The sequence below is a fragment of the Xanthomonas sp. Leaf148 genome, from assembly GCF_001423585.1.
GTDB lineage: Bacteria > Pseudomonadota > Gammaproteobacteria > Xanthomonadales > Xanthomonadaceae > Xanthomonas.
The window spans coordinates 395,265-409,853 of record NZ_LMOP01000009.1 but is presented as its reverse complement, the minus strand read 5'-3'; the positions used below and the strand labels follow the sequence as shown (position 1 = coordinate 409,853).

15 protein-coding genes are annotated in these 14,589 nt (G+C 65.4%); 7 read left to right on the top strand and 8 right to left on the bottom strand.

Translation table 11 applies throughout. The features are described 5' to 3' along the window. The first annotated feature begins 107 nt into the window (after positions 1-107). The 4 genes from ASF90_RS13985 (at position 108) to ASF90_RS13970 (ending at position 4,679) form a co-directional block, all read left to right on the top strand. Complete coding sequence (locus tag ASF90_RS13985; RefSeq protein ID WP_055851454.1) at positions 108-581, top strand: MarR family transcriptional regulator; 474 nt, start codon at positions 108-110, stop codon at positions 579-581. A 32-nt stretch (positions 582-613) separates the two neighbouring features. Further along, positions 614-1,441 carry a p-hydroxycinnamoyl CoA hydratase/lyase gene (locus tag ASF90_RS13980; protein WP_055851179.1) on the top strand — a complete coding sequence of 276 codons (828 nt, stop codon included), beginning with the start codon at positions 614-616 and terminating at the stop codon, positions 1,439-1,441. Positions 1,442-1,524: 83 nt separating this feature from the next. Beyond that, the gene (locus tag ASF90_RS13975; protein WP_055851176.1) at positions 1,525-2,994 is read left to right on the top strand and encodes an aldehyde dehydrogenase; all 1,470 of its coding nucleotides are present in this window, start codon (positions 1,525-1,527) and stop codon (positions 2,992-2,994) included. A gap of 206 nt (positions 2,995-3,200) precedes the next feature. Continuing rightward, on the top strand, positions 3,201-4,679 hold the full coding sequence (locus tag ASF90_RS13970) for an AMP-binding protein (RefSeq protein WP_055851173.1): 1,479 nt from the start codon (positions 3,201-3,203) through the stop codon (positions 4,677-4,679). A 258-nt stretch (positions 4,680-4,937) separates the two neighbouring features. Here the strand turns inward: ASF90_RS13970 and ASF90_RS13965 are convergent, their stop codons facing one another. The 3 genes from ASF90_RS13965 to ASF90_RS13955 form a co-directional block, all read right to left on the bottom strand. Then, entirely contained in the window at positions 4,938-5,939 is a 1,002-nt protein-coding gene (locus ASF90_RS13965; RefSeq protein ID WP_055851169.1) for a LysR substrate-binding domain-containing protein, read from the bottom strand. 64 nt (positions 5,940-6,003) lie between these two features. Further along, positions 6,004-6,363, bottom strand: a complete 360-nt coding sequence (locus tag ASF90_RS13960) for a protocatechuate 3,4-dioxygenase (RefSeq protein ID WP_055851166.1) — start codon at positions 6,361-6,363, stop codon at positions 6,004-6,006. Positions 6,364-6,373: 10 nt separating this feature from the next. Next, entirely contained in the window at positions 6,374-7,270 is an 897-nt protein-coding gene (locus ASF90_RS13955; protein WP_055851163.1) for a gallate dioxygenase, read from the bottom strand. Positions 7,271-7,501: 231 nt separating this feature from the next. Between ASF90_RS13955 and ASF90_RS13950 the strand changes: the two genes are divergently transcribed. After that, complete coding sequence (locus ASF90_RS13950) at positions 7,502-8,176, top strand: GntR family transcriptional regulator (protein WP_055851160.1); 675 nt, start codon at positions 7,502-7,504, stop codon at positions 8,174-8,176. Positions 8,177-8,346: 170 nt separating this feature from the next. Here the strand turns inward: ASF90_RS13950 and ASF90_RS13945 are convergent, their stop codons facing one another. The 5 genes from ASF90_RS13945 to ubiH form a co-directional block, all read right to left on the bottom strand. Next, positions 8,347-9,375: a transporter gene (locus ASF90_RS13945; RefSeq protein ID WP_236699274.1), complete on the bottom strand. Its 1,029-nt coding sequence runs from the start codon at positions 9,373-9,375 to the stop codon at positions 8,347-8,349. 121 nt (positions 9,376-9,496) lie between these two features. After that, positions 9,497-9,928, bottom strand: coding sequence for a nuclear transport factor 2 family protein (locus ASF90_RS13940; RefSeq protein ID WP_055851152.1), 432 nt, complete (start codon positions 9,926-9,928; stop codon positions 9,497-9,499). Between the two features lie 108 nt (positions 9,929-10,036). After that, positions 10,037-10,753 (bottom strand): alpha/beta hydrolase, encoded by a 717-nt coding sequence (locus tag ASF90_RS13935; protein ID WP_055851150.1) that lies wholly within the window; start codon positions 10,751-10,753, stop codon positions 10,037-10,039. Positions 10,754-10,879: 126 nt separating this feature from the next. After that, entirely contained in the window at positions 10,880-12,061 is a 1,182-nt protein-coding gene (locus ASF90_RS13930) for a UbiH/UbiF family hydroxylase (protein ID WP_055851146.1), read from the bottom strand. Continuing rightward, positions 12,058-13,266: a 2-octaprenyl-6-methoxyphenyl hydroxylase gene (gene ubiH / locus ASF90_RS13925; RefSeq protein ID WP_055851142.1), complete on the bottom strand. Its 1,209-nt coding sequence runs from the start codon at positions 13,264-13,266 to the stop codon at positions 12,058-12,060. The genes ASF90_RS13930 and ubiH overlap by 4 nt, the downstream gene beginning before the upstream one ends. Before the next feature lie 182 nt (positions 13,267-13,448). On the opposite strand from ubiH, the gene ASF90_RS13920 reads away from it, so the two are divergent. Together ASF90_RS13920 and ASF90_RS13915 are read left to right on the top strand one after the other, a co-directional pair. Continuing rightward, a complete protein-coding gene (locus ASF90_RS13920) occupies positions 13,449-14,027 on the top strand; it encodes a hypothetical protein (protein WP_055851139.1) in 579 nt (192 codons plus the stop codon). Positions 14,028-14,030: 3 nt separating this feature from the next. Continuing rightward, positions 14,031-14,588, top strand: coding sequence for a cob(I)yrinic acid a,c-diamide adenosyltransferase (locus ASF90_RS13915; RefSeq protein WP_055851135.1), 558 nt, complete (start codon positions 14,031-14,033; stop codon positions 14,586-14,588). Position 14,589: the final 1 nt, after the last annotated feature.

Sequence of the window (14,589 nt, the reverse complement as noted above, 5' to 3'; positions counted from 1 at the left end):
GTATTACGCGGGCGCGCACCGCACTTCAGTTTTCGACGCCCGTCCCCCTTGCAGCGCCCGCTTCGGTCGGCTAGATTGTATTTAACGGATACAATTTGGATGGATCGATGACCGCTCGCCTGGCACTTGCCAAAGACCTCGGCTACCAACTGCAACTGGCCACCTTGGCGTCCAGCCATGCCGCCCGCCAGGAACTGGCCGAGCTGCATCTCACCCCGGCACGCGTCACTGCGTTGATCCACATCCGCGACCAGCCCGGTTGCGACCAGACCGAACTCGGCAACCGCCTGCTGGTCAACCGCGCCGCCGGCATGAAGATCGCCAACGCGCTGGCCGAGCAAGGCCTGATCGAACGCCTGGCCGGTCGCGACCGTCGCAGTAAAGGCCTGTATCTGACCGAGCAAGGCCACCGCACGCTTGAGGTGGCACAGGCCTGCCTGGCGCGCGCCGTCGCGCGTACCTGCACCGGCCTGCAGGCCGCCGAGCAACAAACCCTGCTCCGCCTGCTCTGCAAATTGAACGCCAGCGCCACGCTGGAGCGGACAACCGTGGTAGAGACCGCGTTGGCCGAAGACCTCTGAACCCGCAGCCCCCGACTTGAAGGAGACGCCGCTTGAACGAGCATGACGTGGTATCGGTTCGCATCGAAAACCGCATTGCCTGGGTGAAGTTTGCACGCCCGGACAAGCGCAACGCGATGAGCCCGGCGCTCAACCGCCGCATGATGGATGTACTGGACGAGCTGGAATTCGACGACAGCGTCGGCGTGCTGGTGCTCGGCGGCGAAGGCACTGCCTGGTCGGCCGGTATGGATCTGAAAGAGTACTTCCGCGAAACCGAAGCACAGGGCCTGCGCGGCGTGCGCCGTTCACAACGCGAGTCCTACGGCTGGTTCCGGCGCCTGCGCTGGTATCAAAAGCCCACCATCGCGATGGTCAACGGCTGGTGCTTCGGCGGCGGCTTCGGCCCCTTGTTCGCCTGCGATCTGGCCATTGCCGCCGATGAAGCGCAGTTCGGCCTGTCGGAGATCAACTGGGGCATCCTGCCGGGCGGCGGCGTGACCAAGGTGGCGGTCGAACTGCTGTCCATGCGCGATGCGATGTGGATGACGCTGACCGGCGAAATGGTCGACGGCAAGAAAGCGGCCGAATGGCGCCTGGTCAACGAAAGCGTGCCGCTGGAGCGACTGGAAGCACGCACGCGCGAAGTGGCCGAGTTGTTGCTGCGCAAGAATCCGATCGCGCTGAAGTACGCCAAAGACGCGGTGCGCCGCGTGGGCACCATGACCTACGACGAAGCCGAAGATTATCTGGTGCGCATGCAGGAAGCGGCCAACTCGTTCGACAACAACGCCCGCAAGGAAGGCATCCGTCAATTCATCGACGAGAAAAGCTACAAGCCTGGCCTGGGCGAATACGACCTCAAGAAAAACAGCGCCTAAGCACGTCCTACGGCGCCTGAAGCGATGCGTGCAACCCACGCATCGCTGGCGCTGCCAGTGGTTTTCTGCACCGAGGAGGGAGTATGGAAGCCTTATCCGCAACACTGCGCGGGATTGCCGCGCGTGGGCCGTTGGGCCTGTTCATCGACGGCCAGTGGCGCGCAAGCACAGGCGATCGCCATGTCGATGTGATCGCCCCGCATACCGAAGAACGCCTGCTGCGCTACACCGAACCATCGCATGCAGATACCGAAGCCGCGGTGGCTGCGGCACGTGCCGCCTTCGACACCGGCCCCTGGCCGCAGCTGTCGCCACCCGAGCGCGGGGTGATACTCAAGCGCGTCGCCGACCAGCTGCGCGCACGCATGCCGGAGCTGGCCGAAGCCTGGACCGGCCAGGTTGGCGCCACCATCGGTTTCAGCCGGCGCGCCTCGCAACAGGCGCCCGGCCTGTTCGACTACTACGGCGATCTGATCGCCATGCATCCGTTCGTCGAGCCGCGCGCACGCGCCAATGGCGGCCGCGTGCATGTGGTGCAGGAACCGGTCGGTGTGGTCGTGGCGATCACGCCCTGGAACGCGCCACTGGTCCTGCTCTGTTACAAGGTCGCCGCTGCGCTGGCTGCAGGATGCACGGTGGTGGCCAAGCCCTCGCCAGAGACCCCGATCGATGCGTACATCTTGGCCGAATGCATCAGCGCCGCAGGCGTACCCGATGGCGTGTTCAATCTGTTGCCGGCCGGTCGCGAGGTCGGCGAACAGCTGATCCGGCACCCGCTGGTTGACAAGGTTAGCTTCACCGGCTCCACCCAGGCCGGGCGACTGATCGGCGTGGCCTGCGCCGAACGCCTGGCGCGGGTCGGCCTGGAGCTGGGCGGCAAGTCGGCCGCCATCGTGCTCGAAGACGCCGACCTCGCCAAAGTGCTGCCCAGCCTGGTGCCCTACTCCATGCCGATCACCGGGCAGGTATGTTTCGCGCTGACCCGCGTACTGGTGCCGGCGCAGCGGCGCGACGAAGTCCTGCAGGCATATTGCGCAGCGCTGAGCGCAGTTAAGCTCGGCGACCCGTTCGCCGCCGACACCGGCATGGGTCCGCTGGCGCTCGGCCGGCAACTGGAACGCGTGCAGTCCTACATCGCACAGGGCAGCGCCGAAGGTGCGCAGCTGGTGATGGGTGGCAACCGCCCGGCGCATTTGCCGCGTGGATTCTTCATCGAGCCGACGGTGTTCGCCAACGTCACGCCGGACATGACCATTGCCCGCGAAGAAATCTTCGGCCCGGTGGTGAGCTTCATCGACTATCACGATGAGGCCGACATGATCGCCAAGGCCAATGCAAGCGACTACGGCTTGCACGGCACCGTCTATAGCGAGGATGTTGATCGCGCGTATCGCATTGCACGACGCGTGCGCAGCGGCAGCCATTCGATCAATGGCATGTGGGTGGATATCGAGATGCCGTTCGGCGGGGTCAAGCATTCCGGAATCGGTCGCGAAGGCGGCATCGAAGGACTGCATGCGTTTCTCGAAACCAAGACCGTCTATCTCGGTTGAGTTCTACGTCACCGGCTACGCGGCGAGCATGCCTGCGTAGCCGCAATGCAACGTGCCGTACACCACGGCACGTCATCTCCGCTGGTGTATTAGCAACGTGTCTGTGAACGCGTAAAGCGTGGTTGCGCGCACGCGTCAACCTTCCTGCCATCTCCGTCGCACTCACGCACGTCACTCCCCCATTCTGCATTCGGAAAGACAGCGCCATGACCATGCCGACCGACTCGATTTCCTTCCATGCCCGCCTCACACCGCACCGGCTTGCCGCGCGCGACCTGTTGCTGGAGCAGGAGTGGACATATGCCGAACTGGACACCTTGATCGGCCAACTGGCCGCCCTGCTGCAGACGCGCGGCTGTGTCGACGGCGAACGGCTGGCCGTGCTCGCCCGCAATTCGGTCTGGCAGGTCGCGCTGCACTTCGCCTGTGCGCGGGTCGGCGCGATCTATGTGCCGCTCAACTGGCGGCTGAGCGGCACCGAGCTGGACACCTTGCTGCAGCGTGCGCAGCCGCATCTATTGCTGGGCGACGATGTCGCTGCCGGACGCGCGCATGCCGAAGCGCTATCAAGCTTCATCGACAGTGCCAAGGCGCTGGCGCCCGCCGAAACGTCCTACATCCCGCCCGAGCGCGTGAGCCTGATCCTGTTCACCTCGGGCACGTCCGGCCAGCCCAAGGGCGTGATGTTGAATGAGCAAAACCTGCAGCAGGTGGCGCACAACTTCGGCGTGACCACACGTGTGGATGGCAACAGCAGTTTCCTGTGCGAAGCGCCGATGTTCCACATCATCGGCCTGGCGACCAATGTGCGGCCGGCGCTGGCGCTGGGTGGGTCGATCCAGGTGTCGAGCGGCTTCGAACCGAAGCGTACATTGAGCTGGCTCGGCAACCCGGCGCTGGGCATTACCCACTACGTCGGCGTGCCGCAGATGATGCAAGCGTTCCGCAGCCAGCCCGGATTCGATCCGTCAACGCTGCGTCACCTCACCGCGCTGGTCAGCGGCGGCGCGCCGCATGCCAGCGACGATCTGCTCGGTTGGCTGGACGATGGCATCCCCATGGTCTGCGGCTTCGGCATGAGCGAAGCCGGCACGGTGTTCGGCATGTCGGTGGATTGCGACGTGATTCGTCGCAAGCTCGGTGCGGCGGGGATTTCGTCACCGGGCGTGCAAACGCGGGTGGTGGATGGCGATGGCAACGACTGCCCGGCGGGCATGCCTGGCGAACTGTTGTTGCGCGGCCCCAACCTCAGCCCCGGCTATTGGCGCGACCCGCAGGCCACTGCGGAGATGCGCGACGCACAGGGCTGGTTCCGCACCGGCGATATCGTCAAGCGTGATGCCGACGGCTTTTTCTGGGTGGTGGACCGCAAGAAGGACATGTTCATTTCAGGCGGCGAAAACGTGTATCCCGCCGAGATCGAAGCGGTACTGGCGGATCACCCGGACATCCGCGAATGCGCCGTGGTCGGCATCGCCGACCCACAATGGGGCGAGGTGGGCTACCTGGCGATCGTGCCAGCCGCTGAGGCGACGGATCTGGAGCAGATCCGCAGCTATCTGGTCGAGCGCCTGGCCAAGTACAAGGTCCCCAAACACCTACGCCTGGTCGAGGCCCTGCCACGTACGGCAACCGGCAAGCTGCAGAAGGCGCGGTTGAAGGATGCCTTGGCCAACGACGCCTGAGAGCGGTGGCAACCGTGCGGCGTGGGCGTGCGTATTGCCGCCACACTTGGACTTTGCTTACTCCGATCACCGCGATGAATACTGCTCGAGTACTCCGGCGCGGGACCAGCCGGGCACGATGCAGCGTTCAATCCAGCGCGCCTCGCATCCCTGCGCATTCCACAAATACTGCCGAATAGTGCAACTCCCCAGGCCAGCGCTGCATCGCATCCGTCCCGGTCGACGATGCAGCTCCCGCTTGGGGAATTCTATCGTCGGTTATGCAGACGCATCCAGCAGAATATCGTGCTCGCCAATCTGGTCGTCCACCCACACCGCGCCTTGCTGGGCCATGAGCGCCAGCTGGTGTTCCAGCTCACGCATCAACAACCGCACACCGGGTTTGAGGATGGCGCTGCTGTCGCGATAGATCACGCCACCTGCGCGCGCCTGCGACGGCTGCTGCAGCTGGAAGGCCCGTAACTCGCCGCGTGCGATGTCGCCGGCCACCATCATGCTTGGCATCACCGCAATGCTGTCGGTGCCGAGCAGAATCTCGCGGGTGAAGCTTGCAGAGCTGGAACGCAGTTGATCGCGTGTGGCTAGCCCATGTTCGCGCATGACCTGCGCCACGTCGCGCTCCACATGCTGACTCAGCGTCGGCAATACCTGTCGGTACGCGGCCGCTTCGGCGATGCGCACCGGGCCATTGGCGAACAAGGGATGGTCGCTCCGCGCCACCAGCGCAATCGGATCCTGGTACAGCACCTTGCGGACCAACGCATCGTAGCGGGCCAGCGGATACAACCGGCCAACGACCAGATCCACCTCGTTTCCGGCGAGCTTGGGCAGCAATTCATCGGTACGGCCATGCAGCAGGCGCACACGCAGCGTGGGCTCGGCACGGTACAAGGCAGCCAGCACCGACGGCAGCAGGCCGCTCGCCGCCACCGGCAACGCGCCGACGGTGATAGTGAGCGCATCGTCCTGCAGCAGCCCTTCGAAGGTGTCCTGCGCGCGGCGCAGCTGGCCGAGCACGACGTGCGCGGTCTGCACCAGCACCTCGCCCATCGCATTGGGACGCACGCCACGTGAATGGCGTTCGAACAGGGGCGCACCGACGATCTCTTCGATCTCCTGCAAGGCACGCGTGAGTGCAGGCTGGGTGACGTTCAATACGCGTGAGGCGCGGAGCAGGCTTTTTTGCCGATCCAGCGCCTCGATGACACGTAGATGCCGGACCTTGATGCGGTGTTCGAAGAACACGGAGGACATGGTCATAGGGGGTGGGCCTTACGTTGGAAAGTCGGATGGCAACGCCCGGCCAGCGACCGGGACGCGCAGCTCAGCGTGCCTCGGGCACACGCCGGGTCTGCATGAAGTCTTCGAACGACTCGCCGCGCATGATGGCGTAGACCTGCAGATTGGTCGTGCGCACCACACGGGCGAACTTTTCGATCACAAAAAAATTGGCGCCGTACTGCACCAGTCCGAGCCAGTCGCGCGCACGGATCAGCGCTTTCTCGTGTTCGGTGAGCTCGGCTTCCTGCATCAACACTTCCGCGTCCTGCAAAAAACGATCGCGCCACGGGGCGCGGATCATATGCCAGAAAAAACGATTGAGGCGTAGTGCGCGATTGCTGGTGCGCAGATCGAACAGGTAAGTGCCGTCGATCTTGTCCATGCCTTGTACTTGCGGATTCATATGCAGGCCCTCATGCCGCGTTGGCGGTGCGCGCCAGCAGCTCTGCCGAGCGCGGCGCATCGGCGCGTTCTTCGCCCGGCTCGTACAGCACCACGGTCATCGCGGTCGTCGTCATCAGGTAGTAGTTCTGATGCAGTTTGCGGATCGGCCCATCCAACGCACCGCGCATGGCCAGCCACATGATCTGCTCCACGCTCTCGGCACCGCCCAGGCGCACATAGTCGGTATGGGTGAGATCGGTCAGCGTTTCCGGCGCGTGCTGAAAGCGGTCCAGAAACTCCATGTCCCAGTCGGTGTTGTTGAAACCGGTGCGCTCGCCATGGATCTGGTGCGACAACCCGCCGGTGCCGACCACCACCACTCTGAGATCTTCCGGGTATGACTCGATCGCACGGCGCACCGCCTGGCCCAGCCGAAAACAGCGACGCGCGGTCGGCAGCGGGTATTGCAGGACGTTGATCGCAATCGGTACCACCGTGCCCGGCCAGTCCGGCACATGCGGCCACAGCAGTGGCAACGGCGCCGCACAGCCGTGGTCGATCGGCTTGTCCTGAAACACGGTCAGGTCGAATTCGTCGTTGACCAGGCATTCGGCGATATGCGCCTGCAGCTGTACATCGCCACGGATCGGAGGCAGGTTGCGCAGCCCTGCGCCCTCGTCGGCGACCGGAAAGCGCTCGCCCACGCCCAGGGCGAAGGTCGGATAGAGATCGAAGAAGAAGGTCGTGCAGTGGTCGTTGTAAAAAAACACCAGCACGTCGGCCCGTTGTTCGGCCAGCCACTCGGCCACCGGCGTGTAGCCGTCGAACAACGGCTTCCACACTGGATCCTGTTGTTTGCCCTTGTCGTAGGCCACCCCGATGGTGGGAACGTGCGAGGTTCCGATGCCGCCGATGATGCTAGCCATGCTTTGCTCCTGCTGCGCACCACTGCCAGGAGAGGCAGAGCGCACGTCATTGATTGAGTCAGGATCGACGATGCAATGGATCCCAACACGGACGACCAACCACTGCGGATCTCCAAAACGGTATCCTTGGGATCCAAAGTGCCATCAAGCGATCTCATCCGCAAGGTTTTTATACAAGTAATTGCTAGTTTCCCCTTCGAAGGAACGTGCGCTGCGGTACGGCGCGAGAGAATGGAGCCAATGGCGAACAACCACCGATTGCAAGCGGTCCAGCAGCTACGCGAATTGATCCTGTGCGGCGCCTTTGCCCCGGGCGAGCGCATCACCGAGGCGGCCCTGGCCGAGCGCCTGGCCATCTCGCGCACGCCTATTCGCCAGGCATTGCCGGCGTTGTGCCAGGAGGGTCTGCTGGTGCAGGTCGGCAACCGTGGCTATGCGGTACGGCGTTTCAGCCAACAGGAAAGCCTGGATGCACTGGAGGTGCGCGCACTGATGGAGGGCATGGCGGCACGCACGGTGGCCGAACAGGGCGCGTCGGCCGCATTGCTGTCCACCCTGCACGCCTGTCTGTGCGAAGGCGACCGGCTGTTTGCCAAGCGCAGCCTCGATGCCGGCGATGAGCAGACCTACGGCGCGATCAATGCCCGTTTCCATCGCGCCATCGTGGTGGCGGCGAACAAACCGATCCTCACCGAGACGGTAGACCGCTGCACGCTGGTGCCGTTCGTCAGCCCGGTCAACGTAGTGTTCGGTCAGCGCTCGGCCACGCTGGCTTACGACGATCTTTATTACGGACACCGGCAGCATGGCGCGATCGTCTCTGCCATCGAACAACGCGATGGCGCGCGGGCGGAGTTGCTGTTCCGCGAACATGCCAATACGCAACGGCACAGCATGGGCATGTGATGCCTCGTAGTTGCACGGGGCCGCGCGCCGAGTAGAGACACTGGCATCGATGCGCGTGGATCGGATGTCGGCCGTACCTGCGACGCAGGACCACGCATAGAGCAAGACATGGCTACATTCGACCCTGCACGCCGACCAAGACGGTCGGCGTGCAGGGCGGCTTGCTTGCGCTATAGCGAGTGCACGAACATCAGGTTGAAGGTGTTTCCGGCCACCGAATTCTTGACCTCGACCGGCAGGTAGACATTGAAGTTGAGCACGTTCTTCGGGTCCAACCGCCACGAGAGCCCTGGCCCCATGTAGAACTGCGTGCGTTTGCTGTCGGGCACGCGCTGGCCATTAGTCCGGTTGTCTTGCAGCTGCCGCAGGTAGAAGCCGTTGACACCGACCCGCAGCTGCTCGGTCACCTTGACCGAGCTGGCAAAATTCAGCCACGCCAGATCGCCTGCCTGGCCGTTGCGGAACTGGAAACCGGGAATTGGCGGCACTCCACCGGCACGGTCGGTGCGGAAGTTGTACATGTAATGCAGCCGCATGCTGACCTCCCAGTTATCGGTGGGCTGTACCGTGAATGCCCAATGCGGCGAGAACGACCAGTAGCCGGTGCTCTGGTTGATCGCGATGTCGCGATCGAACTTGCCCACCGGTGCAAATGCCACCAGGGCGAAGCGCTGAAACAGCAAGATCCGGTCGTTGCGCATCACCGGCGGCATCTGCAACGCCGCCCCGACCGCAATATCGCCAACGCCGAATCCGTTGTCGCTCAACCGCACCGGGCTGTCGGCGGCAAACGAGGCATTCTGGTTGACCAGCGGCACGATGGCATCGACGGAAATCGTGCCGCCCAGCCATTTGTAGGGCGTCACGTAAATGAGCTGGGTCAGCGCTGCCGAGCTGCTGATCTTTGGATCACGAAACGCCAGCGAATCGTTGCCTTGCGCATCCAGCACGGCATTCAGGTGTGCATGGCGCAGATATTCGATCACCGTCCAGCCAGGTTGGGTGGAGCCAAAACCATCGAAAAAACTGGTGCCACCCAGGTTGATGCCTTGCGGCACCGGAACTGTGTCAGGCACAGCCTGTGCGAAGGCCGCCGCCGGCGCCAGCGCACCCAGTAGCAGAGTCAAGCTGCCGGCGCGCAAGCGATGCGACCGGAGCGATGAGCGACGACGACCAACAAACGAACATGCGCGTTCCACTAGGGGATTCTCCAACGAAGATGGGCGATTGAGGCAACGCGACTGGGGGGAGAGCAGTGTCGAGATGTCGCCTGTAAGGGCCGGCGGCATCGTTGAACAGACAGACAGCGATCAATCTCGGTCAGTGCGCCTCGACGCGCAGCAGCAATGCGCCGAGGCGTTGCTTGAACAACCACTGGTTGTCCTGGTGCACCAGCACATCGTCGAAGGTGCCGATCAGTGCAGGCGCCTGCGCCGTCCAGGGGACAGACGCGTCGGCCTGCGGTGCGCTATAGAGCAGCACATGGCTATGCGCATGAGCCAGCGTGCTCGATTGGACGCTGACCAGGGTATTGAGCATCAAATGACAGGTGTTGCGTGGCGCGCGAGCGCGGAAGGCCTCCAAGATCGCTTCGCGTCCATGCACCGGCACGTCCGGCGCGCTCGGTCGTGCAAAGACGCCGTCGGCAGTGAACAGCGCAGCCAACGCCTGGTGCTCATGGCGGTCGTTATGCAGGGCGAACCGGCGAATCAGCTGTTCGCACGCAACGATGATCGAAATATCTGCAGACACGCAGCAGCCTCCCTTGGCGGTGGAATGACACAGATAAAGCGCTAGCGATACTTCAGCGCAGGACAATTCCCGAGACGACCGAACTGACGCCGCCTGCGGTACGGGCGATCACGTGCTCAGCCACTCGCGCAGCGCGGTGCTCACCGCAGCGGGCGCTTCCACCGGCGCCATATGCCCGCAATCTTCGAATACGACCAGGCGCGCCTGCGGAATCTGCCGCACCATGTCCTGATGCCGTGCCAGCGGGCTCCAGGCATCCTGGCGCCCGACCCCTAGCAAGGTGGGGCAGCGAATCTGCGCTAGCACCGGCGCGGCATCCGGGCGCTCCAGCAACGCGTTGACCTGGCCAGCGAAACTCTGCGCGCTCTGCCGCTGCACCATTGCGCTGAGGTCTTGCATCAAACCGGTATCGGCGCTGCGTGCGGGGTGCAGCATCGGTGGCAACCAGGCCAGCGCCAGCGCATGCATGCCTTGCGTCTGTGCCAGATCCACCAGCGCTTGGCGCTCCTCGCGTTCGCCATCGCGACGCGGTGCAATGCCGGTATCGAGCAGTGCCAGCTGCGTCACCCGCTCGGGCGCCTGACGCATGATTTCCAGCGCAACCCGCCCGCCCATCGAATGCCCGGCCAACGCAAACTGTGGCGGTGCGCCAGCCAGCACGTGGGCCGCCATCTGCACAATGCTGTCGAATCCGGGGAAATCCAGCACCTGCACATCGGCCAGATCCGCCAGCGCGTCGCGCTGCGGTTGCCAGATGGCGGCGTCGCAGAGCAGGCCGCAGAGCAGCAGCAAGGTGGGTCTGGAGGTGTGCGAAACGGAAGTCATGGCGCGACTGTAGCCACGCCGGCCGCGTGCGTCGTATGGAAGATGTGGCCTACGCTATAAGTCCATAGACATAGAACGTCAGCTATGCCGGCCAGCCACAGCGCAGGCCGACAGACGCGAGATGGCTTACGCGCCGCCGGAGGCGCGCTTCCACAGCACATCGACCAGCGGCGGCAACCTGCCGGCGAGGCCAAGCGCGGCACCGCGCAACAGGGTCAGGTGCATCTCGTCGTTGGAGAACACCGTATTGATCGCATCGAAGCCATAGGCGGCCACGGTATTGTCGCTGCGGCGGGTGCGCGCCCAGCGTTGCAGGCGATGCGGCGCGGCCCAGTCCGCACGTTTGGCGAGCGCGCCGCGCACTTCCTCGCGCAGCGCAGCGACATCGCGCAGGCCCAGGTTGACGCCCTGCCCCGCCAACGGATGCACCACATGCGCAGCGTCGCCCAGGGTCAGCACGCGGCCACTGACGTACTGCTCCACCAACTGCCGTTGCAGCGTGAATGCAGCGCGTGCGGAAACCACACGCACCTCGCCCAGACGCGCGGCAAAGGCTTGGGTCAGCTCGCGCGCGAACGCCGCATCGTCGAGCGCCAGCACGCGCTCGGCCTCGCGATCGGGCAAGGTCCAGACAATCGAACTGCGGCCTTCGGCAAACGGCAGGAATGCCAGTGGCCCGGTGGTCAGAAAGCGCTGCCAGGCCGTGGCCTGGTGCGGCTGTTCGGTCTCCACGAAGGCAACCACGCCGCGTTGTGCGTAGGCGTGCCGCGACACCGGCAAGCCGGTCAGGTCGCGCAAGGTGGACGACGCGCCATCGGCGGCGATGGCAATCGCCGCTTCCAGCCGGCTGCCATCGTCCAGACGCAGACGCACGCTGTTGGCGTCCTGCTCCAGTTCGGCCACACGCGCCGGGCAGTGCACTTCGATCCCCGCGCTGTGCACGGCCGCCCACAGGCGATCGACCAGTAGCGCATGTTCGACGATCCAGCCGAGTTGTTCGCGGCCCAAGGTGTCGGCGTCGAAGCGCAGCTCGCCGCCACCGCCGGCATCCCAGACCCGCATGCGCCGATACGGCTGCACGCGACCGGCGCGCACGCTGGCCCACACGCCAAGACTGTCGAGCAGCGCGGCGTTGTCGGCGGCGAAGGCATAGACCCGCAGGTCGGGCTGATCGGCAGGCCAGCGCGCGGGCTCGCGCCCTTCCACCAGCGCAACGCTCAAACCCGCGTCGGCCAGCGCCAGCGCACAGGCGGCGCCAACCACGCCACCGCCGACGATCACCGCATCGCGCGCACCGCGGCGGCTCATGCGATCCCCCGGCACAGCTGCGGCACATCGCCACGGAACCCCATCGCCCCGCCGACCAGCATCGATTGCAGCGGCGCGGCCTGCGAGGTTGCGAGCAATCCCAGGCTGCGCAGCGGCCGCAGCAACGGTGCCGGATTGCCGGTCAGCCGCGCCAGCCCGCTGGAGAAGCCGATCGTCTGCTCGCGGTCCACGCGTCGACGCGCCACATAGTCGGCCAGCAGCGCGCCGCTCCCGGCATCGCTGCGATCGTGTTCGATCAGCTCTGCCAAGGTGAGCGCGTCGCGCAATCCAAGATTGAAGCCCTGCGCACCGATGGGGTGCAGCGTCTGCGCGGCGTTGCCGAGCAACACCACGCGCTCGGCGATCAGGTTGTTGGCCAGCACCTGCACCAGCGGATATGCACTGCGTTCGCCGCTGGCGACAAAGCGCCCGGCGCGCCAGCCGGCCGCGCGCTGCAGCCGGGCCAGCCAGCCAGCCTCGTCGAGCGCGGCGACCGCATCGGCCTCGGCGCGCGCCACACAGTGGATTGCGCCGTAATGACGGTCGCCCCGCGGCAACAGCGCGGTCGGCCCGTGCTCGCCGAAGCGCTCCCACGCGGTGCCATCCGGCGGCCTGGAGGCGCGCACGCGCGCCACGAACAAGGTCTGCAGGAAATCGTGCGTGTCGGTCTCGATATGCAGCAGTTCGCGCACTGCGCTGTGGCTGCCATCGGCACCGACCACCAGCCTGGCGCAGACGCGCTGCTCGCCGTCGTCGGTCGCCAGCCGTAGCGTGCGCACGCCATCCTGCACCGGTTCCACGCCGATGCAGCGCGCCGGGCGATACCGGCGCAGCTGCGCCAACTCGTCCAGGCGTGCCAGCAGGGCGTCGCCGAAGTCGCGGGCCACCACCACTTGCCCAAAGCTGTCGCGCCCGTAGTCGGCGGCGTCCAGCTGCACGCGCCCGAAATCGCCGGCGCGGCTGACGTGGATGCGCCGGATCGGCCCGGGCGGGCTACGCAACTTGGCCATGACGCCCAGTACGCCCAAGGCGTTGACGGTAGCGGCGGCGAAACTCAGATTGCGTTGATCGAACACGGCCGGCGGCGTGCCGGCTGGCGTGGCTTCCACCAGCCCGACATCCAGGCCGAGGCGGTCCAGCGCAATCGCCAGGCTGGAGCCGACCAGGCCGCCGCCAACGATCAAAACGTCATGTGGATGTGTCATTCGCCCATGATAAGCCCTCGCCCGCAGCGCATCGCGCGCGCCGGATGAGACACGTTGACGCGTCCAGCCGGTCTGCCGTTGTCATGCCTGCCGATGCCGGGCGCAGCGCAGGCCAGGCAGTGGCGCGGGCACGCCAGGTTCCACGCTACACTCCCGCACCTGTAATCCGGCCACCTCCGCGCATGACTTCTCGCTCGCACGACACCCTGATTTTGAGCCTGCTCGCCGTCCTGATGGCGGCCACACGGATCAATCACTTCGCGCCGGTCCCGGACGCGTCCTGGGCGGTGTTTTTCATCGGCGGGTTTCATCTGGCTGCACGCAGCAAACTGGCGTTCCCGCTGCTGATGGGCCTGGCGGTCGCGGTGGACTGGCTGGTCATCACCCAGCAGGGCATGAGCTTCTGGCAGCACTACTGCGTGTCGCCGGCGTACTGGTGCCTGATCCCGGCGTACTTCGCGCTGTGGGCCGGTGGTGTGTGGCTGCGCCGGCACTATCACGGGGCCCAATGGACTGCGCTGGTCGCACTGGTTCCTGCCCTGCTCATCGCCGTGGCGCTGTGTCAGCTGATCGCCCAGGGCAGCTTTTACTGGATCAGCGCCAGCGTGAGCGAACCCACCCTCGCCGGCTGGTTCAAGAACTACAGCGACTGGCTCTGGCCGTACCTGCGCAGCGCCGCGCTGTACGTCGCGGCCGCAGCCGTCATCCAGGTGGTTGCCGAGCGCCTGGCTGCGCCCCATCGCCAGCGCCAGGCCGGCTGAGCCATGGGCAACCGGCTCTCACGTATCTATACGCGCACCGGCGACGACGGCAGCACCGGGTTGGGCGATGGCAGCCGGACCGGCAAGGACGCCTTGCGCGTCAACGCCTACGGCACCGTGGACGAGGCCAATTCGGCGCTCGGCGTGCTGCTGGCCGCGCCCGGCGTGCCCACCGCGATTGCCGAGCTACTGACCACCGTGCAGCACCAGCTGTTCGACCTGGGCGGCGAGCTCTGCATCCCCGGCCATGCTGCCATCGAGGCGGCCGACATCCAGGCCCTGGAACACCACCTGGACCACTTCAACGACAGCTTGCCGCCGCTGCAGGAGTTCATCTTGCCGGCCGGTGGCGAAGCGGCCGCGCGCTGCCACCTGGCGCGTACCATCGTGCGCCGTGCCGAGCGCGAGACCGTCGCGCTGTCGCGCCAGGAGTCGGTGCGCAGCGAGGCGATCGGCTATCTCAACCGGCTCTCCGACCTGCTGTTCGTACTGGCCCGCGTGCTGGCACGTGTGGATGGTCAGCAGGAAGTGCTGTGGCGGCACGACCGCCGGCGCGGTTGAG